The following is a 25,809-nucleotide window of genomic DNA, read 5'->3' on the forward strand; positions in this document are numbered from 1 at the left end:
CGTTCAGAGTTGTATGAGGGATAAGGGCAAATTGTAGGTTTTATCTCAGGTTCAAATTTAAGATTTTAGCAGCACTCCAAACTCTACAATTTGCGTATAGTGGTAGCTAATCACTATATCAATCAAGATACAAGCAGCACTGCTGCGCAAGGGAGGGGTCTCATTTGAACCTTTCCAAAAACTTCTCCAACTCCTCCGTCACCACCACCCTTTTTCTACCCTTCAACTGGTCCTTATCCAGCAAACCTTCTGAATCTACGACTAGTACTTTATGTCCATCCTGTTTTAAACGATCTACACCTTCAAACAGCATTCGAGCACCGACATCATGCATCAAAGTGAGATTAGTCAAATCGAGGATAATGGTACTTTTACCTTCAGGTTCATCCTGCAAAATGCGTAGCAGCATTTCAGACTCGGTAAACTGCAATACGCCACGCAGTTCATAAACCACGACGTTATTCTTTTTCCCCACTGTGTAACGACTTTGCAAAATGGTCTGTGCTGACGGCGTACCTTCCATGAGATGCAGTCCCATATCGTGCGACAGATTTTCAAAGATTCTGACCCCACGTACACTATTACCATGCTCATCAATTTTCGGAGAAAATACCGCAATCCCAACTTGCCCTGGCAGCACTCCAATAATGCCACCTGCCACGCCGCTCTTGGCAGGAATACCCACTGTGGTCAGCCAGTCCCCAGCAGCATCGTACATACCGCAGGTCAGCATGACACTGAGCAATTGCCGGACTAAAGCCCGATCCAGCATGCGCTTACCTGTCTTGGGATGCACACCACCATTGGCCAAGATACTGGTAATCACCGCCAGATCTTTGACGGTGACCTTAATTGCACACTGCTTGATATAACCATGTACGATTTCTTTAGGATCTTCATCCAGCACACCAACGGTACGTAGCATGTAGCCAATCGACATATTACGAAAAGCCGTTTTAATCTCAGAATTATACACCTGCTCATCAAAGGACAATTCACGTCCAGCCAGCCCACTGAGAAAACGGCGTAACTGTTCAGCACGTGATACTGTTTTTTTGGCAGGAATCAGAGAATGTGTGGTAATCGCGCCAGAATTAATCATCGGATTTTTGGGAATATTCCGTTCTTTTTCTAACGAAATCTGGTTAAAGGCCTCTCCCGAAGGTTCTACACCCACTTTTTCCAGAACCTGTTTTAGCCCTAGCTCTTTGATTGCAAGCGCATAGGCAAAAGGCTTGGAAAGAGACTGCATGGTAAATTCAACGTCATCATCCCCGGCAGAATAAATGGTCCCGTCTACGGTCGATAGTGCAAGTCCGAGCTTGTCAGGATTAACCGACGCGAGCTCAGGAATGTAATCTGCCAGTGCGCCTTTTTTATTATCATGACAAGCAGAAAGCACATGATTCAAATAATCCGGTACCGGCGTTTTCATGGCAAATGTTCCCATCTCAATCTTTTATATCATTTTTATTAAAACTGAATACTGAAGACGATTTTGCTACTTTTATGCAGTTTTATGTTGTGAAAATGGGATATGGGCAAAAGAGATAGAAAAAATAAATGAATTCATTGGACAAGATAAGAAATCTTAAAAATGGAAGAGAATAAAGATGAGCACATTATTTTCAGATTACAGGTCTATTTCTATGGAGCAATAAACCTGTAACCGATAACAACCAGCTTGATCTTGCAGGCAGATTATTTCACTTTCGTTTTGCGAATCATCTTATACAACACTTTTGGCGATAGACGTGAAACTAAAACACCTAGTTTTTCTTTAGAGCCACCCACCACGATATATTCTTCGCCACGTTTCAATGCTTCTACAGTCTGACGGGCAAAATCAGCCGGTTCCAGGCCATTTTCAATCGCTTCATCCTGCTTGGCCTGAGGTTTGCCTTCCCCATTTAAGGCATTAAAAGACACATTGGTTTTAATAAAGCCCGGAAAAATCACGGATACCTGAATACCCTGATCTGCCATTTCAGCGCGCAGGCTATTCGCCCACATATGAATCGCGCCTTTGGCTGCTGAATAAGACGCCCGATATTGAGTTCCAAGCAGGCCGGCCACACTGGAAATAAAAGCAATCCGGCCAGATTTCTGTTTTAAAAATGTCGGTAAAACTGTTTTGGTGAAAAACACCTGAGAGAAATAATCGACTTCCATAATGGCGCGTTCAGTCTGCATGGTGGTTTCCTGAATCAGGGCACGCTGGCTGAGTCCGGCATTATTGATTAGCCAATCAATGCGGCCTTTCTCACTCAGCACCTGTTCATAAGCCGTGCGTACCTGACTTTCATCAGTAATATCGGCCACGACTGAGATGTGTTGATCAGGATTCACCAGTCCTGAACGGACTTTTTCCAGTTCTTCCAAACGTCGTGCAGTCAATACTATCTGTGCACCTTGGGCAGCACATTCTTCAGCCAGTGCCTTACCAATTCCTGAAGATGCTCCGGTAATCCAGACTACTTTTCCCTGTAAATTTTCTAGTTTTGCCATTAAATCCTGTCACCCTCTTTATATGAATGTGTTCCTGGCGGCATTTCATCTTCCAGAAATGCCAGCAACTGCTCAAAATAATAACTCATGGTATCCGCATCATAGAGGCTACCGAGTTTATCAAAACGTTTATAACCCAGTTGTGTGGTCAGGTGAATCACACCATTCAATGTTTTATCCACCACCACATTAAATTTCAGCATCTTTTTTGGTTCACGCACCAGATGCGTCACACCCTGATCCACCACCTGAATAAAAGCTTTCAATGCCGGTGAGACATACTGGTTATTGCCACTTTTCATCTGCTCCACGCAGCCCAGCAGTTCCGTGATCAGCATGCGTTCTACCGGATAGCGAACAAAGTATCCATCTTCATTTTCATGGGTCATCTTGTACAGATAGTTCACCATAGGAATCAGCCGATCATTACCAAAGAAAGAAACCGACCATGGCATATATTTGCGAGTCGTTTCTAAAATCTGTTGAATGACTTTTTCGGATTCCTGATCTGGGGAGCTAGAGAGCTGCACCACACGACCAAAAATCTGGTCAATAATTTCACAGGCAATATCGGCCAGATTTTCACCGAGCAGTTTGGCCAGGCTTTCCTGCTCACCGGCATTAAATCGGGAATGCAGGTCTTTAAAGCGTTGATGGGTATCGGGGTGAATCTTGAGAGAAATGCTATAGCTCATCTTGTTATCCTTTTTTTAATCGTCTGCGATGAGTCGCGTTTTTATCAATCTATCATACGTTGAGTTCAGGCAACTGCCAATTGGCGAAAGTTTGCTTTTGGTTAAGCTGCCGCATGCCTTGATTTTTTTGCTACAATAGATGCAATTTTTTATCCACTTTTGATCTGTTTAGACTATGACTGATTCAGCGCAAAATATTGCTACGACCTACGATCCGACCGAGATCGAGAAAAAATGGTACCAAACCTGGGAAGAGCGCGGTTACTTCAAGCCGTCTCAAAAAGGTGAATCATTCTGTATCATGATTCCGCCGCCAAACGTCACTGGTAGCTTGCACATGGGTCATGGTTTTAACAATGCCATCATGGATGCCTTGACTCGTTATAACCGTATGTCAGGCAAAAATACCTTATGGCAGCCAGGTACTGACCATGCGGGGATCGCAACTCAGATGGTTGTTGAGCGTCAGTTAGGTGCTCAAGGCGTAAGTCGTCATGATCTGGGCCGTGAAAAGTTCATCGAAAAAGTCTGGGAATGGAAAGAACAGTCTGGCGGTAACATTACCCGTCAAATCCGTCGTTTGGGTTCTTCAGTAGACTGGTCACGTGAACGCTTCACCATGGATGAAGGTTTATCCAACGCGGTTAAAGAAGTATTCGTGAAACTGCATGAAGAAGGCCTGATTTACCGCGGCAAACGTCTGGTGAACTGGGACCCTAAACTGCAAACCGCCCTGTCTGACCTTGAAGTAGAATCTGATAAAGAAGAACAAAGCTCATTGTGGCACTTCAAATATTTCTTTGAAGATAAATCGCTTCGCACTCAAGATGGCAAAGACCATATTGTCGTTGCAACCACTCGTCCAGAAACATTACTCGGTGATACTGCGGTTGCGGTCAACCCTGAAGATGAGCGTTATGCACATCTTGTCGGTAAAAATATCGTATTGCCTATTACTGGCCGTACCGTTGCCATTGTTGCTGACGAATATGTTGAAAAAGAATTCGGTACAGGCTGTGTAAAAATTACACCTGCACACGACTTCAATGATTATGAAGTGGGTAAACGCTGTGGTCTGGCACTAATCAACATCTTCAACAAAAATGCCGAAGTTCTGGCTGAGTTTGAATACATCGCGAAAGCGGGCGAACAGATTTCTAAAACCATCCCTGCGCCTGCAGACTACATTGGTTTAGAGCGTTTTGAAGCACGTAAAAAACTGGTTGAGCAAGCAGAAGCTGAAGGCTGGTTAGACCAAATCCAACCTTACACACTAAAACCACCTCGCGGTGACCGCTCAGGTGTGATCGTTGAGCCATTACTGACAGACCAATGGTATGTAAAAATTGCGCCACTGGCTGAACCTGCAATTGAAGCGGTTAAAGATGGCCGTATCAAGTTCGTTCCTGAGCAGTACAGCAACATGTACATGTCATGGATGAATAACATTCAGGACTGGTGTATCTCGCGTCAATTGTGGTGGGGTCACCGTATTCCGGCCTGGTACGATGCTGAAGGCAATGTATTTGTCGGTCGTAACGAAGAAGAAGTTCGTGCGAAACACGGTATTGCACCTGAAGTTGAATTGAAACAGGACGAAGATGTACTGGATACCTGGTTCTCTTCTGGTTTGTGGACATTCTCAACATTAGGCTGGACTGGCGACGAAGCGAAAGATAAAGAAAACTATTTCTTGAATACTTTCCACCCGACTGATGTTCTTGTCACTGGTTTCGACATCATTTTCTTCTGGGTTGCCCGGATGATCATGATGACCATGCACTTCATGAAAAATGAAGATGGCACACCACAAGTACCATTCAAAACTGTGTATGTACACGGTCTGGTACGTGATGGTGAAGGTCAGAAAATGTCTAAATCTAAGGGTAACGTACTTGATCCATTAGACCTGATTGATGGTGTTGATCTGGAAACCTTGGTACAAAAACGTACTTTCGGTCTGATGAACCCTAAACAGGCAGCGAAGATTGAAAAATCAACCCGTAAAGAATTCCCAGAAGGTATTCAGGCTTACGGTACGGATGCAGTTCGTTTTACCTTCTGTGCGCTTGCCAACACTGGCCGTGACATTAAGTTCGACATGAAACGTGTTGAAGGTTACCGTAACTTCGCCAACAAAATCTGGAACGGTACCCGTTTCGTGATGATGAATGTTGAAGGTCAAACGGTTGGTCAAACTGCTCGTCCTGATCTTTGGGAATTGCCAGAACAATGGATCGTGAGCCGTCTGCAAAAAGCGGAACAAGCAGTTCAGCAAGCCTTCGCGACTTACCGTTTAGACTTGGCTGCACAAGCGATCTACGAGTTCATCTGGAATGAATACTGTGACTGGTATGTTGAGCTGACCAAACCAGTTCTGAATGATGAAAACGTGTCTGAAGAGCGTAAAGCTGAAGTTCGCCGTGTGTTACTGGCTGTGATGGAAGCATCTTTACGTCTTGCGCATCCAATCATGCCGTATCTGACTGAAGAAATCTGGCAAACGCTTGCTCCTAAACTGGGGATCTCTGGCGAAACTATCATGCTGGCTCAATACCCTGTTGCAGATGAAGCGAAGATCAACGAACAGGCTGAAGCAGATATGCAATGGCTGCAAGGTTTGATCGGTGCGGTACGTAACATCCGTGGTGAAATGGGCTTAGGTAATGCGCGTCTGTTACCAGTTCTTCTTCAGAACACCACTGAAGCTGAAAAAGCACAGATCACGCGTATTGAAGCATTGTTCAAAGCATTGGCGAAAGTTGAAAGCATCACCTTCTTAGGCGACAGCGAGCAACCTCCGCTCTCTTCATCTTCAGTCGTTGGTCACGTGTCTGTATTCGTTCCAATGAAGGGCTTGATTGATCCTAAAGCGGAATTGGGTCGTCTACAAAAGGACTTAGACAAGGTTCAAAAACAGCATGACCAGATTGCCAACAAACTTTCGAATGAAGGTTTCGTGGCAAAAGCTCCTGCTGCTGTAGTTGAAGGTGAACGTGCGAAACTGGCTGAATTTGCTGACCAGTTAGCGAAGATTAAAGCAAATATGGAGCAGATTGCGGCGCTTTAATGTGTTGTTAGTTTGATTCACAAAAAAACCCTCTTTGTGAGGGTTTTTTTGTAATAATTAGTATTGAAATTGTAGAACTAATCACCATAAAACGTGTAACACAATAAATACCTGAATTACATGACAAAAGACGAGCTATTACACGAAATTGCAACCTATGCTTATGCTACAAGTTATGGCAAAGATAAATGCTTTTCTACCTACGACATTGCTACTAAAACAAGTACAAGACTGACTGTGGGTGGTGTTATTTTGGGCATCTTATTATTAGCATACCAAAACCTTAATGCTATTACCGCGCTCGTAGTGACTGGAATAATAGCAGGTGTAATTTGTGTATATATTTCAAAATATGACGATAAAAATTACTTAGATGGAGCTTTAGCTCTTCAAGAAGTTGAAAAAAAATTTAAAAGTCTTTATTTTGCAGTAAAAGCATCTAATAACAATCAGTTAGATTCCTATATAGATCAAATGCATCAGCTTAATGATGAACAACAAAAATTAGCTTTTGAAAAGCATATTTTTGGTAGTGATTGGTACGCTCATATTAAAATGTTTTGGACAAAAAAAATTAATACTCAATGGTTTACAGAAGAATTAAAGATGTTAAAAAAGCTATTCAAACTGTCTATAACAATGAACAAGTCAAAGCAGATGGTCAAATCGTAGGAATCGATTTAGACGGATTTCGAATCGAAGTTTTACCGACTTTCTATTTAGATAAAAATGAAGATGGAAGCTTAGATCTCAATGTGTATACATTTCCTGATACTAATAATGGGGGGCGTTGGCGAAAAACAAAACCTAAGCTTGAAATAGAAGCCACTCGTACACTAAATTTAGAATACGGAAATGATACTTACCGTCATTTATGTCGGATGGTGCGCTCTTGGAAAAACCATGTTGGTGCCAAGTGTTCAGGTCTTTGGATTGATACTTTAGTTTTTAACTTTCTTACACAAACTGAAGAATATAAAGATATTAGTTATAAGAAGTATGGTGAGTTAGTAAAAGACTTTTTTAAATATTTATTTGACCAATACGAGCTTTCACCTGATCAAAAAATTTGGAAAGCACCAGGTAGTAAGCAAAATGTACATGGTTCGTGGCAAAATCATAGAAAAATCAAAAAAGCTTATCAATTATGCCTTGAAGCTTTAGAAGATGAATCTCTTGCTAATGAAAAATGGTCAAAAGTATTTGGGGTGAACTTCCCAGAAGAAGAATTAGAGCAACTTCACGAGAGTTTCCTTGTTCGTAAGAAAGCTCCTAACGAACAATTTATTGAATATGCTTATAATGGAAAAGTTGATATTAGAAATTATCTATCTATTGATTACTCTATTAGTCAGGAATCAATAACTTGGAAAATGCTTAAGAAAGCTTTGTCTAATTATAAAGTTCCTATAAGTAGAAATTTGGAGTTCCACATCAGGGATACAGATGTAGAACCACCATATCAAGTCAAGTGGAAGGTACGTAATATTGGTCCTGCTGCCGTAGCAAAAAATCAAGAACGTGGTGCATTACAAGATAGTACTTTCGGAAAGCACAAAGATTCTCGCCTTCAGGAAAAGTCTAGTTTCTGTGGTGAACATTGGGTTGAATGCTACATTATAAAAAATGGAGTATGTGTCGCTCGTGATCATGTAAGTGTCCATATCTAGTACCCTCACCCCAGCCCTCTCCCATAGGGAGAGGGAGCGTCATTTGAATTAATGCTTGCATGGATTTAGTAATGAAATTCCCTCTCCTTTTAGGAGAGGGTTAGGGAGAGGTGTTTTTACTTTTAAGCCCTAAACACACTTTCCATAAATCATCTAATACATCATCAGTTTCTAACAACACTTCATTATTCCAATACCTCACAACTCTCAAACCCAAAGCCTCCAAAAACTTGGTTCTTTCAGCATCATATTCCATAGCATCATCCGTTCCATGCTGACTGCCATCCAACTCAATCACCAAACCAATTTCATGACAGTAAAAATCCACAATATAAGGCTCAATCACATGCTGACGACGAAATTTAAGATTCATAAAACGTTTGGCACGAAGGATTTGCCACATGAGGTGCTCAGCATCGGTGGCAGTGTGGCGCATGAATTTGGCGAAAATTAAAAGTTGAGGAGAAAGCTTTTTGTTCATGGTATTTTTTATTTTTTGTGAGATTAGCAGATTTTATAACCTCTCCCCAAGGAAGAGGTAGAAAAACCTTAAAGCATCCCACGCCTTAAAAACATCTCTAATCCACTTACCTTTTTGATATACATCAGGCGTTCTTTTTCGACCTTAATCTGCTGCTTGATAGTGGAAGTATCTTCATCAATCTGTTTATACAGATCAGCAATTTGAACCTTACCTTTTGCCTTTTTGACTGCAATTCTGGTTTTTGATGACCAGACCAATCGATTGATCAATGCATCAATCTGCTCTTGTAACTTCTGGCTCTGCACATCCAAAGCCAGTTGATACAGCTTGACTTGCTCTGCACTTAAACTCTTTTGCGAAGGATCTCGATCTTGCTCAATCTGAAGCTGCATTTTTAGTAAGGCAAACAAATCCTGTTCTGCATAAGCCTCATTGGCACGTTGCAACAATTCAGTCTTTTTAATCTTCTTTACGTCATTTGCTTCACGATCCGGATGAATCGCTGCAGCAATCTTTAAATATACCGATTTCACTGACTGCTCTGCCATTGCGGCTGCCTGTTCCTGCTTTTCCTGCTGGCGTTTTAGTTTGGCCTGCTCGCGGATATGCTGAAAATGATCAGAGGCCCATTCTTCAAATCCCTCAACATCAGCCGGATCTGGGACATTTTCATTCTTAAAAAACCTTTCCAGTTCATTGGTCTTTTTTTGGCTTTTTCTGAATTGAGCATGTTCAGCGCGTTGCTGATAATAGATGAAGATTTCATTGACCTTATTGGCTTCTTGCGCTGACATCGCCTGAGAATCTTGCAGATAATCTGCCAGGTATTGAATCTTCTGATCCAGTACTACCAACTCGACCTTGGTAAAATCTGTTTCCTGCAAGTGCTTCCAGAGCTGTTCGAGCTGCTCAAACAGCACACCATGTAATTCATGATAGACCGGCATGAAAGTTTTATGCGTATATTGCTGTAGGTCTTCTTCAGCCTGTTGCCATTGTTTTAACTCCAGCTTCTGCTGTTCGATTTTATCAATCAGACGATCCAGCTTCTTCTGCTGTGGCGAAAGCGCTGTGAATGGCTGGATCATGGTTTTTAAGTCAAAGAGCATGGCAGCAGAAAGACCCAAGGAAATCTTATCTATATTAATTCGTTCAGCTTTCGCCACAAAGTTCTTTTGACCTTAGGCTATTGAAATTTGTATCAGAATTAAAAAAAGCAGAACTAAGTCAGCTTTTTCATCCAGATTTTTGTTATTCCAGTACCACACGGCCATTTAAGGACTGCACTGGACGGTTATTTGGATGACCCATTAACTTGGAAAATTCTGAAATCTGTGTCGCAGAGGCCTGTTGGATCTCTTTCAAAATCAACCAGCGCACACCTTCAGAACATGGTGGTGTCGTCAGCGAACCACTAAAGCGGTAATAATCCAGATTCTTAGGCAACATCTCATTTACAGGTTGCGGAGTTTTCAAGACGACTTTTTCACCTTGCTTTTTCGGCAAGCGATTCCACATACGTTTAAGCATCGGATTTTCTGTACCCTGCGCAAACATCATCGCCACTACAGCAAGTTCACCTTGAGTATTGGCATGGACAAAATGAATCTCTAGAGGATAGCTCTTGCCTTTAATTAGGTTCTCACTTGGGCTATGTAGATGAAACTGTTTCAGCACAAAAGTTTCACCATCCAGCTGTAATTCTCCGCCTTGAGCAAAGTCTACCTGAACGGTATGACCTTTATTTTCAATTGTGTGAATCATAGTGTTATAGCTAAACTTGAGCGGTTCCAGTTCGGCTTTGACTGTTCGCTCGATATTGATTGGTGACTGGTTCAGTCCATTACAGGCTGAATATTTCTGGTTTAGAGTCGACCATTGTTCAGGCTGATCATAGTTCCAGTCTGCATCTGCAAATACCGCTGTACTTAAGCCCATAACCGTTAAAAGCGTGAATATCTTTTTCACAATACATCCTTTCTTGGAAGTCAAAATCAATATTTTTAATTTAAAAAACAGATTTTTAGCTTGATCTAATCGCTATATTTTTCAGGGCACAACATACAGAAATTTATAATTATCAAGTTATTTGATTACAAATCATTAAATAGTGCTCATTATTCCTAGGAAATTGCTCAGATTTTATCTTGATATATTTCAGTAGGATATTATTTGTACTGATTAAAAATCACACAGAGTAAAATGTGAACTGGTTCAAATTTAATCTGTTGAATAATCAATCAATATTTACATGAAATATCTATCTTATTTTCTTAAAATCGCTATATCTTTCACTCATAGCAATCACATTCAAAAAACATAATTTATTTTTATTCAAAAACTTACACAATTACAGCAGCAAACTAACAGCCGAGATTGATAGACTCGTAACAAAGAGTGATCTGGAATAATAACAATGGACTGGGCCACCATATTTATAAATGATACGACCTGGGAATTTGCCACAGAGATTTTGCTGCGCTGTGTAGTGATGTACGCGATGATTATCCTGTTTCTACGGCTGACAGGTAAACGTGGGGTACGACAACTTTCGATCTTTGAAGTCACCATCATTCTTGCTTTGGGTTCCATTGCTGGCGATCCGATGTTTACAGAAGATCTCCCCTTGATCCAGGCAGCGCTGATCATGTCGGTGATCATTTTCCTGTATCGTCTGACCACCTGGCTCATGATGAAATTTCAATGGTTTGAAGACCTGCTCGAAGGCAAACCGATTCATATTGTGGAAGATGGTTTACTGGTCATTGATGAAATTAAAAAAGGCAAAATGTCCCACGATGAATTCTTTGCTGAGATGCGTCAGCAAGGCATTGAACATTTAGGTCAGGTTCGTTTGGGTTTACTGGAAACTGACGGTAAATTCAGCATTTTATATTTCCATCCAGATGATGTTCGGCATGGGCTCCCGCTTTTCCCTAAATCCTGCTGCATAGTCAAAGAAGTCAAGCCAGAAGAGCTTTATGCTTGTATTTATTGCGGTCAAGTCCAGCATTTAAAAGAAGCGGAACAAACTTGTCCACGCTGTCATTCTCACCAATGGGCAAAAGCCATGAATAGTCACCGGATTACTTAAAGCTGCTTAAGCCGCTGCAAATGATCAAAGATTTCTGGTAATTGCTGAATCTTATATTGAATATGTCCGGCATCCGGATGGAAACCTTGCATCCACAAAGCATGCATACCTACGGCTGTTGCGCCTTGAATATCATTGACAGGATGATCACCAATATAAAGACACTGCTATGGACGCACGCCTAAACGCTCTGCGGTAATCTGGAAAATTTCCGGTTGCGGTTTATTAAAGCCGACCAATCCTGAACTGACAATCTCATCAAAATACTCTGCAATACCTAAACCGCGAATGGTATTTAATCGGGTCTCATGTCCGCCATTGGATACAATGGCCAAGCGATAACCTTCAGTTTTAAGCTGTTTTAATACTTGCCCTGCTTGCGGCATCTCTACGGCGAAACGTCCAAACTCGCTGAACCAGAACTGCGCTAGCTCCTCTAGATCTGGTGGAGTTAACCAGGATAATTCCTGCAACAATGCATATGCAGCTGAAGCGCCAATACTGCCATGAGTCAGCAATTCCTTTTTCGGATAACCGCCATTATCAATGCGTCGTACAATTTCGATAATTTTCTCAAGCTCAACCTGTGCTAGTGCCGAAGCATAATACTCCGCCAGATAACGGCTATAGGCCTGTGTCGTCAGGTCACGGTGCGTCAAGGTATTGTCGAGATCGAATAGAACAGCTTGAATGGTCATAATTTAAAAAGGAATTGAAAGTTTTCTGTCATGGTAACAGCTAGGAACTTTCAGGATTAGACCTAAAATTGCTAAGTTTTGTTGTTTCAGACATAAAAAAAGCGATGCCGGAGCACCGCTTTTATTTTGTTCTAAAATTAGAACTTGTATTCAATACCTGTACCAACTACTGGTTGTTTAGTTTCAGCTGCGCCTCTTTCAAGGAATAAGGCACCTGCATAGCCATATGCTTTAACTTGTTTAGAGAATGCATAGTCTGCGCCTAACAAGATTTGCTGTGCTTCGTAATCAGCTGTTCCATTGTTAAATTCAGTCGTGTTCTGACTATATTGGCCTTTAACTGTCCAGTTTTTTGCATTTGGCAGGTTGTATTCAGCACCAATTAACCAGCCTTGTGCATCATCAATGATGGTAGCTGCAGCATCATTACCCGCAACCTCTTCAACTTCTGAAGTTTGATATAGAGCACGTAGAGATAGACCGCCATCAAGGTTAACACGACCAATCGCACGAACAGTGTTGGCTGCTGCGAATGCACTACCTGCTACCCCACCTGTTACTTCTGGAGCAGAAGCATTTACAAAGCCACGACCTGCAAAGTTTGATGGAATCGCTTTGTCATAACCAAGACCTAAAACTACAGGTTTACTGTCATATACTACAGATGCTGACCATGCATCGCCTAAACCACGGCCTGCAACTTTAGCACCACCTTTAGAAGAGCTGATACCACTAGCTTCACCCGTAGCCAAAAGTGTAGTTGCTTTAAGTTTACCTTCACCTACAGCGAGTGCTGGAGCTTCATAAACTACAACGTTATCAATACGGTTCTCACCAGTAAAAATACCATTTACGTCAGCTCTATTTGCAATATAGTTATTAAACGTATCAACTACCGCAGAAAGCTGTTTCACAGGTGTATCGATTTTACCCAATTTTACTGTACCCAGCTTTTCATCTTTTAAACCGACTAAAAGGTTACGTGGAACAAATGTATCGCTGCTTCCCCCATTATCTACATAGAATGTAAATTCAGCTTGATAAAGACCACTTAAACGATCAGTCAGTTTTTCATCACCTTTAATACCGATAAATGAGTTATTACTATTTAATTCCACAACATCACGGTTACCGCTGGCATTGTCTTCAGGTAAGTAATCTACTGTTGCATCAATTTCACCATAGAAAGTTGGTGCTGCAAATGTAGTCCCCGCTAAAAGGCTGAGTGCGATTGCTGTTGCTAACTTAGTTTTCATTAAAAAATCCTTTAACTTATTTTGTTACAAATAATACACACGGCGCCTATATTACAAAATTATTAAAAAAATATTTACATATTCTTTTTAATACTTTAGGTGGGGAGTCAATTAACTTACTTATTCATAAGAGATTTTAAATATTTTTCGCTACTTTCATCCATCGGAAAATAGGAATCAGGCAAAAAATTGCAATGATTACGATCAAATTTAGATAGTTTTGGTAACCTAAAGCGTTCCCTAGTAGCCCGCTCAGGCTATAAAGTCCCCCGCTTACAGTAGCCATCAAGGCGACCTGAAAAGTGAAATCAGTTCCTGCCAGATGCTTGCGGCTGTATTGCATCACCAAGGTCAGCATAACCACTAGGAGCATGGCCGATATCATATCCTCGGCAGCATTGATAAGATAAATGATCCAGTTTGCTACTTTGTTCTGGGCTTCATATTGTGCAGCCAGCCAGGCATAAGCAATTAGACTGAGTATTTTCAGAATAGAGAAAATCATTAAACTCCAGCTGCGCGACCAGTATTTCAAACACCAGCCTGCTAGCCCTGCGCCAATTAATGCTGCAAAAGCACCAAGCATGGTGACATAAATACCAATCTGACTAAAACTCAGTCCCAAATCGACCATCAAAGGTTTTAATAAGGGCCCAGACAGACCATCTGCCACTTTAAAGGTCAGTAAAACCAGCAGCCATGTCGCCAAGGTAGAATCAGCTAAAAAATATTGAAAATAAGCTTTGATTCTAGTCCGAGCAGGTAATTTTTCAGATGATGAAGAAACCATCTTTTGATGATCCGGCTCTTTAAACCATAACACCGGTAAAGTATTCAGAAAGACCAGAGCTGCCAGCAGTAAAAAGGTTATCTGCCAATGCAAAAAATCGAGTAACCACAGGATTGCCCCGCCTCCAACAATAAAGCCCAAGCGGGAGCCAATCACCTGAAAGGTATTACCCCAGTGTTGCTGTTCATTTTTCAGAATATTGACTGCCAGTCCATCTGTAGCAATATCCTGAGTAGCACCGATCCCATTCATCACTAACAACGTGATAAAAAAGATCAGCTGATACAGCGGCTGGTTTAAAGCTTGGATCGGCAAAAAAGACAGTCCTATCAGCACAGCGACAGAAAGCCATTGCAAAGGAATAATCCAGCTTCGATAATGGCCTCTGGATCTTGATCCATAGCGATCAACTAAAGGTGCCCAGAAGATTTTTATCGACCATGGCAGCATGAGCAGGCCAAAGCCACCAATATGTGCCAGAGATACGCCTTCAGCCCGCAGAATGACCGGCAAGGCATGGGTCATAAACCCGACCGGGAGCCCCTGTGCCCAATATAGGGAAAACAATAAAATATAAGTATTCCGCATATTCAGCGCAGGTCCTTAAGGTAAAAATGCTAAAAGCATCCATCATCGCCATACATTTTGCCAATGATCCAGATTTTACAACAGTCTAATATGATCAAAAATAAAGAAAAATACGTTTCAGGATGAGACATCGATGAGTACAACACGCTTTCCCAAACTCCCTCCCCTGGTTCCCTCCCGCGGAGGTAAACTGAGCCAAACCCTGTTTAAACAGCTATTTTTGGTTCAGGGCTGGCAGCTCAAAGGCGAGTTCCCTAACCTGCCTAAAGCAGTGGCAATTATTTCCCCACATACCTCGAATATCGATGCCTGGTTAGGCTTTAATGCTCTACTCGGTCTGGGTATTCAGATTACGATTTTTGGTAAAGACAGCCTGTTTCGTACTCCGCTTAAACCCATTCTGGAATGGATCGGTGTAGTTCCTGTAGTACGCGATACACCGCAAGGTCATACCCGACAGATTGTTGATGTGATTAATAAAGCAGACCGGATCTGGGTCGGTATGGCACCGGAAGGTTCGCGTAAGGGACCGGAAAAAATCCGTAGCGGTTTTTATCATATTGCCAAGGCAGCCAATTTGCCGATCGTGATGTTTTCCTTTGACTATGACATCAAGGCCATTCATATCCTCGGTGTATATCACCTGACAGGTGATTATGAATATGATCTGGAACAGATCTATAAGCATTATGAAGGTAAATTTTCGGCCAAAAATCCGGATTGGGTTGCCAAGCCGTTACAAAAGCTTTTGAAAAAAGACTAGGCAAAACTGGCTTTTTTTGATGTGATAGCCTGAATTTTGTTGATTTAATCGCCAGTTTTTTATAATGAAATTAACCCGTTATGCTCTGATTGGCTGCTTGGGTTTAAGCCTTGCAGCATGTGATAAAGCTACTAAAACCCCAACAACCTCTACTCCTCTTCAGGCTCGTGAACCTGTGGTGGCTATTGCGCTCGGTGGTGGCGGTGCCAAAGGCTTTGCCCATATCGGGGTACTCAAAGTCCTCGAATCGCACGGCATCAAACCGAAGATTGTTACTGGAACTAGTGCCGGAAGCTTCGTGGGCAGTCTATATGCCAGCGGCAAATCTCCTTATCAGTTGCAGCAAATCGCCTTGAACTTTAAAGAATCCGATATTCGTGATTTAACCCTGAACCGCCAAGGGATTATTGCCGGACAGAAACTGCAGGATTTCGTCAATAAAAATGTGGCGAATAAACCGATTGAACAGTTCCCGATTCGCTTCGCGGCAGTGGCAACCCGCCTAGACAATGGCCGTAAAGCTGACTTTATCAAAGGCAATGCCGGACAAGCCGTGCGTGCCTCTTGCAGTATTCCGAATGTCTTTGTGCCCGCTGTAATTGGCGGTACAAAATATGTCGATGGCGGTCTGGTTAGTCCAATTCCAGTAAAAACGGCCAAAGATATGGGAGCAGATATTGTTATTGCCGTAGATATATCTGCACGTCCGGACAGCAATAAAGCACTCAACATGTGGGGCGTACTGGACCAGACTATTAATATTATGGGTCAGCAAAGTATCAATGAAGAACTCAGGCAAGCTAATATCGTGATCCAGCCTAAAGTAGGTCATATTGGTACGCTGGATTTAAAAGCCAGCAATGAGACCATTCTTGAAGGTGAAAAAGCCGCGCAACTGAAAATCCGTTCAATTGAAAAAGCCATCAGTGATTTTAGGCAGTCTCCGGCTGCATTCAAGCCTGCACGACCGGCAAAATTTTAATCAGAAATTTTTTATATTCATCTGCTGCAGCATCTGCTACATTGGAAGTAAATCATATAAAGATGATGATTAATTAAATACTTAGCAATATAGGTCACGATATGGAATTAGTTCTTGAACCTTGGCACTGGTTTGTATTGGGAATACTTCTTATTCTGTCAGAATTACTCCTGCCCGCTTTTGCTGCCCTCTGGTTCGGGATTGGTGCCATTATGGTCGGCATTCTGTACTGGATGTTCCCGATGATGGGACTGACCACCCAGATCCTGACCTGGATCATCCTGTCTGTTCTTTGTACCTTGCTCTGGTTCAAGTTTATCAAGCCGCTTTCTATCGACAAGACCAAAGCCGGCTTGTCGCGTGAGGCCACTATTGGCCAAATTGGCATGGTGATTCAGACCGATCTTGAACAGGATCAGATCCGGGTCCGTTTTCCGCTGCCAGTTTTAGGCTCGGATGAATGGGATTGCCGTGCTCTGGATAAAGTTCAGGTTGGGGATCGTGTCCGTGTTGTCGATATTCTGGGAAATGACCTGGTTGTACAGCCCCACAGCACTCAATATCAAAACGAAAAAGGTGAATAAATTATGTCTCCTGGCACTATCATTGTTATTGCGTTCTTGGCCTTTGTTGCGATTACCATTTTTAAAGGTGTACGGATTGTTCCACAAGGCTATAAATGGATTGTGCAACGTCTGGGTAAATACCACACCACACTTAATCCTGGCCTGAATTTTGTGATTCCTTATGTAGATGAAGTGGCTTATAAAGTCACTACCAAAGATATCGTTCTGGATATTCCTTCGCAGGAAGTAATTACCCGTGATAACGCCGTCTTGCTGATGAATGCGGTGGCTTATATCAACCTGACAACTCCTGAAAAAGCGGTATACGGGATTGAGAACTACTCCTGGGCAATTCAGAACCTGGTACAAACTTCGCTACGTTCAATCGTGGGTGAAATGGATCTGGATGATGCCTTATCTTCACGTGATCATATCAAGGCGCGTTTAAAGTCCAGCATTTCTGATGATATTTCAGACTGGGGAATCACTTTAAAGACAGTTGAAATCCAGGATATTAAACCTTCTGTGACTATGCAGACGGCGATGGAAGAACAGGCAGCGGCAGAGCGTCAACGTCGTGCAACCGTCACTAAAGCGGATGGTGAAAAACAGGCCGCCATTCTGGAAGCTGATGGTCGTCTGGAAGCGTCACGTCGTGATGCAGAAGCACAAGTCGTACTGGCAGAATCTTCACAGCGTGCGATTGATATGGTGAGTCAGGCAATTGGCGATAAGGAAATTCCTGTGGCTTATCTGTTGGGTGAACAATATGTCAAAGCCATGCAGGATATGGCCAAGTCTCCAAATGCCAAGACTGTGGTCTTGCCTGCCGATGTGCTGAATACCATTCGCGGTGTGATGGGACGTCACTAAGTTTCAGAGATACTTCACAATAGGCAGCCAATTGGTTGCCTATTTTCTTTCAAAATAAGAAAATCTCAGCAAAGATTGTGAATTTATGGTTAAATTTCGCGTTTATTTTTGAAATCCTCTGGATTCGATGTTGCCTGGCTTTCGGATTAAAGTCTTTCGCATCTGTCATAATCCTTGTTTCGATCTACTGTCCAACTTAAAAATGGATACCGTATGAGCTCCCTAAATCCAACCTTAATTACCTTTCTTTTTTATATTGTCGGCATGGTCGTAATTGGCCTGATGGCATACCGCGCGACAAACAACTTTTCTGATTACATCTTAGGGGGCCGACGTTTAGGTAGTTTCGTAACTGCACTTTCTGCAGGGGCTTCCGACATGAGTGGCTGGCTGCTGATGGGCTTGCCAGGCGCAATTTATCTTTCTGGCCTGTCTGAAATGTGGATTGCGATTGGTCTGATTATCGGTGCATGGCTGAACTGGCTGCTGGTTGCGGGCCGTTTACGGGTCCATACCGAAGTCCAGCACAATGCCCTGACCCTGCCGGACTATTTCTCGAACCGTTTTAACGATCAGAAAAAAGTGCTGCGTGTGGTTTCTGCATTTGTCATTCTGATTTTCTTTGCAATTTACTGTGCTTCAGGCATGGTGGCAGGTGCACGTCTGTTCGAAAGCATGTTCGACATGTCTTATAGCACAGCGCTCTGGATCAGTGCGATTGCAACCATCAGTTATGTGTTTATTGGCGGTTTCCTGGCAGTCAGCTGGACCGATACCATTCAGGCAACCCTGATGATCTTCGCCCTGCTTCTTACGCCAATCGTAACCATCCTGACTTTTTCAGATATGTCGCAAGTTACGCTCGCTTTGGAAGCCGCACGTCCACAGGCCATGAACTTGGTCGGTGATCTGAGTACCATCGCGATCCTGTCATTAATGGCATGGGGTTTGGGTTATTTTGGTCAGCCGCATATTTTAGTGCGTTTCATGGCCGCCGATTCAGTGAAGTCGATTCCAAATGCACGCCGTATCGGGATGACCTGGATGACGCTTTGTTTGGGTGGTGCAGTGGCCGCAGGTTTCTTTGGTATTGCCTATTTCCAGCAACATCCGGAACTCGCTGCTGTGGTGAATGCCAATCCTGAAACCGTGTTTATGGAACTGACTAAAATCCTGTTCAATCCATGGATTGCCGGTGTGGTTCTGGCGGCAATTTTGGCCGCGGTGATGAGTACGCTTAGCTGTCAGTTACTGGTTTGTTCAAGTACCCTGACTGAAGACTTCTATAAATCATTCCTACGTAAAAATGCCTCACAAAAAGAACTGGTTTGGGTCGGTCGTTTGATGGTGCTTCTCATTGCTTTATTGGCAATCTGGATGGCTGGTAATCCTGAATCTAAAGTCTTGGGTCTGGTGGCGTATGCTTGGGCTGGTTTTGGCGCTGCTTTTGGTCCACTGATTATTCTGTCTTTGTTCTGGAAGCGCATGACCTTGAATGGCGCCTTGGCAGGCATGATCGTTGGCGCATGTATGGTGATTCTGTGGAAGAATACTGTTGGTGGAACAGGTCTTGGTTTTATTCCAGCCGGCATCTATGAAATTATTCCAGGCTTTATCTGTTCTTGGATTGCGATTGTAGTTGTAAGTCTCTTAGGCAAAGCACCAACAGCTGAAATTACAACACGCTTTGAACAGGCAGAACGTCTGTATAACGAAAGCAAGTAATTCAATATAAAAGAAAAGAGGACTTTAAGTCCTCTTTTTTATGCTCGTTTTAAGCTAATTTCAGGAAGATTAGTTTATTTAAATCAGCTCTTACGTGTTAGCAGGAACTGGGTAATCTGCATCAGTTCATCAGCTTGACCTTCAAAATGATTCAGTGCAGTCATCGCCTGATCATGTAACTGCTGTGCATAGGCCTGGGCTTTCTCTAAACCCATTAATGCTGGATAAGTTGACTTCTCCACCTGTTCATCCTTGCCCGCGGTTTTACCCAGCACTTCTGTATCAGAAATAATATCCAGAATATCGTCCTGCACCTGGAAAGCAAGACCAATGGCTTGCCCGAATTCACGCAATTTTGGAATGGCCAGATCAGTCCCTTCAAAGATCGTCACCGCTGCCATCATAATCGCTGCACTGATCAAGGCACCGGTTTTATTTCGGTGAATCGTCTCCAGTGCTTCCTGATCAATTTTTTTGCCTTCGGCCTGTAAATCCAGTACCTGACCATTGACCATTTTCGAGGAAGCAGTCGCCAGAATCTGCATCTGCTTCAAGACAATCGCAGGTTCTACTGCAGGCCCCTGATCAAACAGACGACTACCCAGAATTTCAAACGCCATAGATTGCAAAATATCACCCGCCAAAAGAGCCGTATCTTCACCAAAAGCAGCATGACAGGTTGGCTGACCACGACGTAACAAGTCATTGTCCATACATGGCAGATCATCATGTGCCAGTGAATAGCAATGAATAAACTCGATCGCAACTGCGGCACGGCGTACCGCAGCACTATTCTGATTTGGCTTTAATGCGGCAGTGGCATAACAGAGTGCTGGACGTACCCGCTTTCCTCCTAGCATTACGGCATGATGTACTGCCGACTTTAACGGTTCTGGAATGGAAAAGGCTTCCAAGGCAGTCAGTAAATCGTATTGAATCCGTTGTTGTGCTTGAGTTAGTGCATGGGTTGATACGTCAGTGATAGATGACACATTCGCCTCGAATACGTAGCCAGAATAATAAAATGACAGTTTATAAGTGCCTGTCTGTTATCAGGCATTGTACCTAGAATTGCTTTGAATTTTCAGTCTTAAATCCAAATGTTGTTTCATAATTCTGTATTTAGACTGAAAATTTGAGGTAGAAAATCTGCATCAATAAAAGAACCACCAGAGAACTGATGGTTTTACTTAGGCTAATTTCTCAAGAAATAATTTTAAGAAAGAACATCTTCAGGAACACGCACCCAACCTTCCATTAGCACACGCGCACTACGACTCATGATGGCTTTTTTTACTTTCCATTCTCCATTTTCCTGCACTGCTTGCGCACCCACTCTTAAGGTACCGGAAGGATGACCAAAGCGGACTGATTCACGTTCACCGCCACCTGCAACACGATTAACCAAGGTTCCCGGAATCGCTGCCGCTGTTCCAATCGCTACAGCGGCTGTTCCCATCATGGCATGATGCAACTTACCCATCGATAAGGCACGGACCAGAATATCGCTATCTGTTTCAGTGACTTCCTTACCACTAGAGGACGTATAAGTCTTTGGCGGAGCCACAAAAGCGATCTTTGGTGTATGCTGACGTGTAACAGCTTCACTAATGTCCTGAATCAGACCCATCTGTTGAGCAGCATAGGCTCGGATGGTTTCAAACTTCACCAAGGCAGCTGCATCATTATTGATATGGTCCTGTAACTCGGTACCGTTATAGCCCAGATCTTCTGCCTTTAAGAAAACTGTCGGGATCCCGGCATTAATCATCGTTACTTCAAAGCTGCCAATATTCGGTACTTCTAGCGTATCGGTTAAATTTCCGGTCGGAAACATTGAACCGCCCTCGGCATCATCATCGGCAGGATCCAGAAATTCAATCTGTACTTCGGCTGCTGGGAAAGTTACGCCATCCAGCTCAAAATCACCTAATTCCTGAACCTGACCATTCTGCATCGGTACATGGGCGATAATGGTTTTCTGAATATTCGCCTGCCAGATTCGCACCGTACACAGCCCATTTTCAGGAATACGTGCAGGATCGACCAGGCCATTGGAAATCGCAAATGCCCCAACTGCTGCAGTCAGATTGCCACAATTACCACTCCAGTCCACAAAAGGTCGATCAATCGATACCTGACCAAAAAGATAATCCACATCATGATTTTCTTGCTGACTTTTAGTCAGAATCACGGTTTTGCTGGTACTTGAACTGGCACCGCCCATCCCATCAATCTGCTTGCCATATGGATCCGGGCTGCCGATCACTCTTAATAATAACTGGTCCCGAATTCGGCCTGCCTGTTGTGCAGCAGCAGGTAAATCGTCCAGTTTAAAGAACACCCCTTTACTGGTGCCTCCGCGCATGTAAGTGGCCGGGATTTTGATTTGGGCAGCGAAACTCATGAATACTTTCTTCCTCTGGCTTGTCTTTATTCTGATCAAAATTATTGAATATTTCTGAGACGAGTATAATCGGTTTAAAGCCAAGTAGCTGCCTTGCCCGACCTAAGTATAAAAAAACAGCATTTGTGTCGAGTTAAAAAAACAGCAAACTCATCAGTTACATTTTCAATAAAATTAATATATTGATTCACATATCTTTTATTCTATTTATTTTTATAATTTTTTTTTATAAATACGATAATAATATTTCATCCAGACGGGTGCTCTAGGCTTCTTATCTTTGTTCCATTACAATCTTTATACCTATTTCTTACATTGTCGGGCTGAACACTTTGAATAACGAGTCTTCACAACTTCAGCGTGGCTTAAAGAACCGTCATATTCAGTTGATCGCCATGGGCGGTGCAATTGGCACAGGCTTATTCTTAGGTTCCGCACAGGTGATCCAATCTGCGGGTCCTTCTATTATTCTTGGCTATGCCATTGGTGGCTTAATTGCATTCTTAATCATGCGTCAATTGGGTGAGATGATTGTTCATGAACCTGTAGCAGGTTCATTCAGCCATTTTGCTTATAAATACTGGGGCAAATTCCCTGGTTTCCTTGCGGGTTGGAACTACTGGATCTTATATATCCTGGTGGCTATGACCGAGCTCACCGCCGTTGCAAAATATATTAATTACTGGTGGCCTCATATTCCTGCTTGGACCTCAGTCCTGTTTTTCTTCATCGTAATTACGCTGGTCAATCTCGGCAATGTGAAATTCTACGGTGAATCAGAATTCTGGCTGTCTATTGTGAAAGTGACTGCGGTCGTTTCTATGATTGTCTTTGGTCTCTATCTGATCCTGACTGCTGATGCATCTTCAGGAGCTTCTTTCAGCAACCTTTGGACAGCAGGCGGTTTCTTCCCGAATGGTTTTGAAGGCTTATTCTATATGCTGGCCTTCCTGATGTTTGCCTTCGGTGGGATTGAACTGATCGGGATGGCGGCAGCAGAAGCTGAAAATCCAGAAAAAACCATTCCAAAAGCGATTAATCAGGTCGTATTCCGTATTCTGGTATTCTATGTAGGTGCATTGACCATTCTATTGTCTTTAGTACCTTGGAATCAGTTAGAGCTTGGCGGCCTAGATAAAAGCCCGTTTGTGATGATCTTCAGCCAACTAGGCATTGACTGGGCAGCACATTTACTGAACTTCATCATTCTGACAGCGGCACTCTCTGTTTATAACAGTGGTATGTATGCCAATAGCCGTATGCTTTATGGTCTGGCACAGCAAGGTAATGCCCCTAAAATCTTCAAGACTGTGAACAAACAAGGGGTTCCTATTCCTGCAGTACTGTTCTCTGCCCTGCTGATTTTCGGCTGTGTACTCCTAAACTACTTTGTTCCTGAAGATGCCTTAAGTCACCTGATTTATGTGGTGGTAGGTGCATTGGTACTGAACTGGGCCATGATTAGCCTGACTCACTTCAAGTTTATGCAAAGCATGAAGCAGTTAGGACAAAAGACCAGTTTCCCTGCATTGTGGTCACCTGCAAGTAATATTCTGGTTTTAGCTTTCATTGCGACCATTCTTTACATCATGTGGACACAAGGTTTTAAAGAATCAGTGCTGATGCTTCCGATCTGGGTAGTGATCATGTTTATTCTGTTTAAGGCACTGCGCCCTAAGAATTAATCAAAAAATCTTTTAATCGATGATTTTTAAAGTTATTGCTGCGGCAATAACTTTTTTTTGCATTTTTTACAGTACAATAGCCTTCTTTTCGCGCCCTTAGCTTAACTGGATAGAGCAGTTGCCTCCTAAGCGACCGACGTGGGTTCGAGTCCCGCAGGGCGCACCACCCTTTCAAAATGTGATCTATACTTCAAAAAATTAGCGTTAATCTTCATATTTTTAGAATATTTTTTATACAAAAAATTATTTTTTCTCCATTATTTTATTTCTTTTACTTTCAAATACTTATTTCAAAATAAGGCTATTTTTTGGTGCAAAAACTCTATTTTGGTGCTTTTTTAGACTAATTAGTTTTTTCTAGAGCATTTACTCTTATTTTAATTGTGCTATTTTTGTCACATGGAGTAACAAATGATTGCGGATAAATACCCGAAATCTCCAAGAATTTAATAAGTGCAAACAACAACGCTAGATATAAATTTGTACCTCAAGGAAAGACGTAAATGAAATTAAAAACATTAACTACTGCAATGATTCTTGCAACTGTACCTATGACAGGCGCGTTTGCAGCGGCGATGGACCGTTCAGGCCAATCTATCGCAGCGTTTTTACAACCAGGTAATTATGCTGAAGCAGGCATTTCAGTCCTAGATCCTTCTGTTTCTGGTGTTACATCTGCAGGATTAGGCGGACAATCTACTGGTGATATGGCTAGTGATTATTACTTCCCATCTGCTGCTTTAAAACTTCAAGTAACAGATAATTTCTCTTTCGGTCTTCTTTATGATCAACCTTTTGGTGCTGAAGCTGAATATAAAGCTCAATCTGCTGCATTTAATCCTACTGGAACAGATGGTACAGAAGCTGAAGTACATACCGAAAATTTAACATTTTTATTTGGTTTCCAGCCTAATGAAAACTGGAACTTCTATGCAGGTCCTGTATATCAGAATGCTAAAGGTGAAGTACATCTTCGCGGCGGTGCATATAGCTCTTTACAAGGCTATGATGCAAACATGAAGAAAGATGGTGAATTAGGTTGGATTGCTGGTTTAGCATTCCAAATTCCTGATATTGCCTTAAAAGCTTCTTTAACTTATCGTTCAGAAGTTGAACATGAGCTTAGTACAACAGAAAATGCTAGTACCGTTGTACCAGGTTTCCCAGGAATTGCCCCAGTTGGTGTACCTCCTCAAGCATTTGCTTATGCGCCAGGTAAAACTAATGTTACCACCCCACAGTCTGTAAACTTAGATTTCCAATCAGGGATTATGGCTGATACAGTGGCTTTCCTAAATGTGCGCTGGGTTAATTGGGATGGTTTCGCAATTCGTCCTACTCAATTTGGACAAGCTCTAGACCAACTTGCAGATGTAGGTAATACAATTCCAGATGTTCCAGTTCCAGAAGTTGCTGCAACTAAAGCACTCTTAACTTCATTACAGGGTGGAAACCTAGTTGAATATAATAAAGATCAATGGTCAGCTACAGCAGGTGTTGGTCGTAAATTCAATGAAAAGTGGGCAGGTAATGTCTCTGTAGGTTGGGATTCTGGTGCAGGTAATCCTATAACAACTTTAGGCCCAACTGAAGGCTACTGGAATGTTGGCCTAGGTCTACAATTCTCACCTGCTCCAAATTACTTTATTGCCGGTGGTGTGAAGTACTTCTGGTTAGGCGATGCTCAAGCATTAACTGTTGCTAATCCAAATGTTGGTAACTTTGAAGATAACCATGCTCTAGGTTATGGCTTAAAAATGGGCTATCGCTTCTAATTCCTGATAGTTAATAAAGACCACCTTCGGGTGGTTTTTATTGTCTCATTTATATTTTTATACACCCGTATACTATTCGATGCTTTTATCACCAATCAAATTTTGCCTAAATTTTGTTTTTAATATATTTTGATAAAAATTATTATTTGTTTATTTTCATTAAGTTAATCAAAAAAATAT

21 protein-coding genes, 1 tRNA gene and 1 pseudogene are annotated in these 25,809 nt (G+C 42.4%); 12 read left to right on the forward strand and 11 right to left on the reverse strand.

Annotated features, from left to right (window positions below; translation table 11 throughout):
- Positions 1 to 160 precede the first annotated feature (160 nt).
- The 3 genes from FTV14_RS07520 to FTV14_RS07530 all read right to left on the reverse strand — a co-directional run bounded on the left by FTV14_RS07520 (position 161) and on the right by FTV14_RS07530 (position 3,203).
- On the reverse strand, positions 161 to 1,435 hold the full coding sequence (locus FTV14_RS07520; protein WP_166138439.1) for a glutaminase: 1,275 nt from the start codon (positions 1,433 to 1,435) through the stop codon (positions 161 to 163).
- A gap of 266 nt (positions 1,436 to 1,701) precedes the next feature.
- On the reverse strand, positions 1,702 to 2,508 hold the full coding sequence (locus FTV14_RS07525) for an SDR family oxidoreductase (RefSeq protein ID WP_159122835.1): 807 nt from the start codon (positions 2,506 to 2,508) through the stop codon (positions 1,702 to 1,704).
- Complete coding sequence (locus tag FTV14_RS07530) at positions 2,508 to 3,203, reverse strand: hypothetical protein (RefSeq protein ID WP_180002252.1); 696 nt, start codon at positions 3,201 to 3,203, stop codon at positions 2,508 to 2,510. Before FTV14_RS07530 ends, FTV14_RS07525 begins: the two co-directional genes overlap by 1 nt.
- A 175-nt stretch (positions 3,204 to 3,378) precedes the next feature.
- Between FTV14_RS07530 and FTV14_RS07535 the strand changes: the two genes are divergently transcribed.
- From FTV14_RS07535 to FTV14_RS07545, 3 genes are all read left to right on the forward strand, one after another.
- Positions 3,379 to 6,273, forward strand: a complete 2,895-nt coding sequence (locus FTV14_RS07535; protein ID WP_180053677.1) for a valine--tRNA ligase — start codon at positions 3,379 to 3,381, stop codon at positions 6,271 to 6,273.
- A gap of 120 nt (positions 6,274 to 6,393) precedes the next feature.
- Complete coding sequence (locus tag FTV14_RS07540; RefSeq protein WP_180053678.1) at positions 6,394 to 6,945, forward strand: SLATT domain-containing protein; 552 nt, start codon at positions 6,394 to 6,396, stop codon at positions 6,943 to 6,945.
- Complete coding sequence (locus tag FTV14_RS07545; protein ID WP_180053679.1) at positions 6,858 to 7,943, forward strand: nucleotidyltransferase; 1,086 nt, start codon at positions 6,858 to 6,860, stop codon at positions 7,941 to 7,943. Before FTV14_RS07540 ends, FTV14_RS07545 begins: the two co-directional genes overlap by 88 nt.
- 100 nt (positions 7,944 to 8,043) lie before the next feature.
- Here FTV14_RS07545 and FTV14_RS07550 read toward each other — a convergent pair whose 3' ends face one another.
- The 3 genes from FTV14_RS07550 to FTV14_RS07560 form a co-directional block, all read right to left on the reverse strand.
- A complete protein-coding gene (locus tag FTV14_RS07550; RefSeq protein WP_180053680.1) occupies positions 8,044 to 8,424 on the reverse strand; it encodes an endonuclease domain-containing protein in 381 nt (126 codons plus the stop codon).
- A 68-nt stretch (positions 8,425 to 8,492) separates the two neighbouring features.
- Complete coding sequence (locus FTV14_RS07555) at positions 8,493 to 9,536, reverse strand: molecular chaperone DnaJ (RefSeq protein WP_180053717.1); 1,044 nt, start codon at positions 9,534 to 9,536, stop codon at positions 8,493 to 8,495.
- 142 nt (positions 9,537 to 9,678) lie between these two features.
- On the reverse strand, positions 9,679 to 10,365 hold the full coding sequence (locus FTV14_RS07560) for a carbonic anhydrase (RefSeq protein ID WP_180053718.1): 687 nt from the start codon (positions 10,363 to 10,365) through the stop codon (positions 9,679 to 9,681).
- 478 nt (positions 10,366 to 10,843) lie between these two features.
- Between FTV14_RS07560 and FTV14_RS07565 the strand changes: the two genes are divergently transcribed.
- Positions 10,844 to 11,521 (forward strand): DUF421 domain-containing protein, encoded by a 678-nt coding sequence (locus tag FTV14_RS07565; protein WP_104426479.1) that lies wholly within the window; start codon positions 10,844 to 10,846, stop codon positions 11,519 to 11,521.
- Here FTV14_RS07565 and FTV14_RS07570 read toward each other — a convergent pair.
- The 3 genes and pseudogenes from FTV14_RS07570 to FTV14_RS07580 all read right to left on the reverse strand — a co-directional run bounded on the left by FTV14_RS07570 (position 11,518) and on the right by FTV14_RS07580 (position 14,853).
- Positions 11,518 to 12,219 (reverse strand): annotated as a pseudogene (locus FTV14_RS07570) (HAD family hydrolase). The gene FTV14_RS07565 and the pseudogene FTV14_RS07570 sit on opposite strands and share 4 nt — an antisense overlap.
- Positions 12,220 to 12,356: 137 nt before the next feature.
- Complete coding sequence (locus FTV14_RS07575; RefSeq protein ID WP_180053681.1) at positions 12,357 to 13,475, reverse strand: porin; 1,119 nt, start codon at positions 13,473 to 13,475, stop codon at positions 12,357 to 12,359.
- A 136-nt stretch (positions 13,476 to 13,611) separates the two neighbouring features.
- A complete protein-coding gene (locus tag FTV14_RS07580; protein ID WP_180053682.1) occupies positions 13,612 to 14,853 on the reverse strand; it encodes an MFS transporter in 1,242 nt (413 codons plus the stop codon).
- A gap of 133 nt (positions 14,854 to 14,986) precedes the next feature.
- On the opposite strand from FTV14_RS07580, the gene FTV14_RS07585 reads away from it, so the two are divergent.
- The 5 genes from FTV14_RS07585 to putP all read left to right on the forward strand — a co-directional run bounded on the left by FTV14_RS07585 (position 14,987) and on the right by putP (position 19,762).
- A complete protein-coding gene (locus FTV14_RS07585; RefSeq protein ID WP_180053683.1) occupies positions 14,987 to 15,616 on the forward strand; it encodes a 1-acyl-sn-glycerol-3-phosphate acyltransferase in 630 nt (209 codons plus the stop codon).
- Between the two features lie 64 nt (positions 15,617 to 15,680).
- A complete protein-coding gene (locus FTV14_RS07590; RefSeq protein ID WP_004783071.1) occupies positions 15,681 to 16,598 on the forward strand; it encodes a patatin-like phospholipase family protein in 918 nt (305 codons plus the stop codon).
- A 101-nt stretch (positions 16,599 to 16,699) separates the two neighbouring features.
- Positions 16,700 to 17,182 carry an NfeD family protein gene (locus FTV14_RS07595; protein ID WP_004783073.1) on the forward strand — a complete coding sequence of 161 codons (483 nt, stop codon included), beginning with the start codon at positions 16,700 to 16,702 and terminating at the stop codon, positions 17,180 to 17,182.
- A 3-nt stretch (positions 17,183 to 17,185) separates the two neighbouring features.
- Positions 17,186 to 18,037: an SPFH domain-containing protein gene (locus FTV14_RS07600; protein ID WP_159122844.1), complete on the forward strand. Its 852-nt coding sequence runs from the start codon at positions 17,186 to 17,188 to the stop codon at positions 18,035 to 18,037.
- Positions 18,038 to 18,250: 213 nt separating this feature from the next.
- Positions 18,251 to 19,762, forward strand: coding sequence for a sodium/proline symporter PutP (gene putP, locus FTV14_RS07605; protein ID WP_159122845.1), 1,512 nt, complete (start codon positions 18,251 to 18,253; stop codon positions 19,760 to 19,762).
- Between the two features lie 83 nt (positions 19,763 to 19,845).
- On the opposite strand, the gene FTV14_RS07610 is transcribed toward putP, so the two are convergent.
- Both FTV14_RS07610 and prpF read right to left on the reverse strand, forming a co-directional pair.
- Positions 19,846 to 20,754: a farnesyl diphosphate synthase gene (locus FTV14_RS07610; protein ID WP_180053684.1), complete on the reverse strand. Its 909-nt coding sequence runs from the start codon at positions 20,752 to 20,754 to the stop codon at positions 19,846 to 19,848.
- 224 nt (positions 20,755 to 20,978) lie between these two features.
- On the reverse strand, positions 20,979 to 22,169 hold the full coding sequence (prpF, locus tag FTV14_RS07615) for a 2-methylaconitate cis-trans isomerase PrpF (protein WP_004783077.1): 1,191 nt from the start codon (positions 22,167 to 22,169) through the stop codon (positions 20,979 to 20,981).
- 332 nt (positions 22,170 to 22,501) lie between these two features.
- Between prpF and FTV14_RS07620 the strand changes: the two genes are divergently transcribed.
- The 3 genes from FTV14_RS07620 to FTV14_RS07630 all read left to right on the forward strand — a co-directional run bounded on the left by FTV14_RS07620 (position 22,502) and on the right by FTV14_RS07630 (position 25,629).
- Entirely contained in the window at positions 22,502 to 23,854 is a 1,353-nt protein-coding gene (locus FTV14_RS07620; protein ID WP_166139632.1) for an amino acid permease, read from the forward strand.
- A gap of 90 nt (positions 23,855 to 23,944) precedes the next feature.
- Positions 23,945 to 24,020, forward strand: a tRNA-Arg gene (locus FTV14_RS07625).
- Between the two features lie 337 nt (positions 24,021 to 24,357).
- On the forward strand, positions 24,358 to 25,629 hold the full coding sequence (locus FTV14_RS07630) for an OmpP1/FadL family transporter (protein ID WP_180053685.1): 1,272 nt from the start codon (positions 24,358 to 24,360) through the stop codon (positions 25,627 to 25,629).
- Positions 25,630 to 25,809: the final 180 nt, after the last annotated feature.

The sequence above is a fragment of the Acinetobacter sp. YH12236 genome, assembly GCF_013417645.1.
Classification (GTDB): Bacteria; Pseudomonadota; Gammaproteobacteria; order Pseudomonadales; family Moraxellaceae; genus Acinetobacter.

What these genes read in the sequence shown, in the direction of transcription:
- FTV14_RS07520 (WP_166138439.1), bottom strand. Translation starts at nt 1,435, where the DNA reads ATGAAAACGCCGGTACCGGATTATTTGAATCATGTGCTTTCTGCTTGT.
- FTV14_RS07525 (WP_159122835.1), bottom strand. Translation starts at nt 2,508, where the DNA reads ATGGCAAAACTAGAAAATTTACAGGGAAAAGTAGTCTGGATTACCGGA.
- FTV14_RS07530 (WP_180002252.1), bottom strand. Translation starts at nt 3,203, where the DNA reads ATGAGCTATAGCATTTCTCTCAAGATTCACCCCGATACCCATCAACGC.
- FTV14_RS07535 (WP_180053677.1), top strand. Translation starts at nt 3,379, where the DNA reads ATGACTGATTCAGCGCAAAATATTGCTACGACCTACGATCCGACCGAG.
- FTV14_RS07540 (WP_180053678.1), top strand. Translation starts at nt 6,394, where the DNA reads ATGACAAAAGACGAGCTATTACACGAAATTGCAACCTATGCTTATGCT.
- FTV14_RS07545 (WP_180053679.1), top strand. Translation starts at nt 6,858, where the DNA reads ATGGTTTACAGAAGAATTAAAGATGTTAAAAAAGCTATTCAAACTGTC.
- FTV14_RS07550 (WP_180053680.1), bottom strand. Translation starts at nt 8,424, where the DNA reads ATGAACAAAAAGCTTTCTCCTCAACTTTTAATTTTCGCCAAATTCATG.
- FTV14_RS07555 (WP_180053717.1), bottom strand. Translation starts at nt 9,536, where the DNA reads ATGCTCTTTGACTTAAAAACCATGATCCAGCCATTCACAGCGCTTTCG.
- FTV14_RS07560 (WP_180053718.1), bottom strand. Translation starts at nt 10,365, where the DNA reads ATGGGCTTAAGTACAGCGGTATTTGCAGATGCAGACTGGAACTATGAT.
- FTV14_RS07565 (WP_104426479.1), top strand. Translation starts at nt 10,844, where the DNA reads ATGGACTGGGCCACCATATTTATAAATGATACGACCTGGGAATTTGCC.
- FTV14_RS07575 (WP_180053681.1), bottom strand. Translation starts at nt 13,475, where the DNA reads ATGAAAACTAAGTTAGCAACAGCAATCGCACTCAGCCTTTTAGCGGGG.
- FTV14_RS07580 (WP_180053682.1), bottom strand. Translation starts at nt 14,853, where the DNA reads ATGCGGAATACTTATATTTTATTGTTTTCCCTATATTGGGCACAGGGG.
- FTV14_RS07585 (WP_180053683.1), top strand. Translation starts at nt 14,987, where the DNA reads ATGAGTACAACACGCTTTCCCAAACTCCCTCCCCTGGTTCCCTCCCGC.
- FTV14_RS07590 (WP_004783071.1), top strand. Translation starts at nt 15,681, where the DNA reads ATGAAATTAACCCGTTATGCTCTGATTGGCTGCTTGGGTTTAAGCCTT.
- FTV14_RS07595 (WP_004783073.1), top strand. Translation starts at nt 16,700, where the DNA reads ATGGAATTAGTTCTTGAACCTTGGCACTGGTTTGTATTGGGAATACTT.
- FTV14_RS07600 (WP_159122844.1), top strand. Translation starts at nt 17,186, where the DNA reads ATGTCTCCTGGCACTATCATTGTTATTGCGTTCTTGGCCTTTGTTGCG.
- putP (WP_159122845.1), top strand. Translation starts at nt 18,251, where the DNA reads ATGAGCTCCCTAAATCCAACCTTAATTACCTTTCTTTTTTATATTGTC.
- prpF (WP_004783077.1), bottom strand. Translation starts at nt 22,169, where the DNA reads ATGAGTTTCGCTGCCCAAATCAAAATCCCGGCCACTTACATGCGCGGA.
- FTV14_RS07630 (WP_180053685.1), top strand. Translation starts at nt 24,358, where the DNA reads ATGAAATTAAAAACATTAACTACTGCAATGATTCTTGCAACTGTACCT.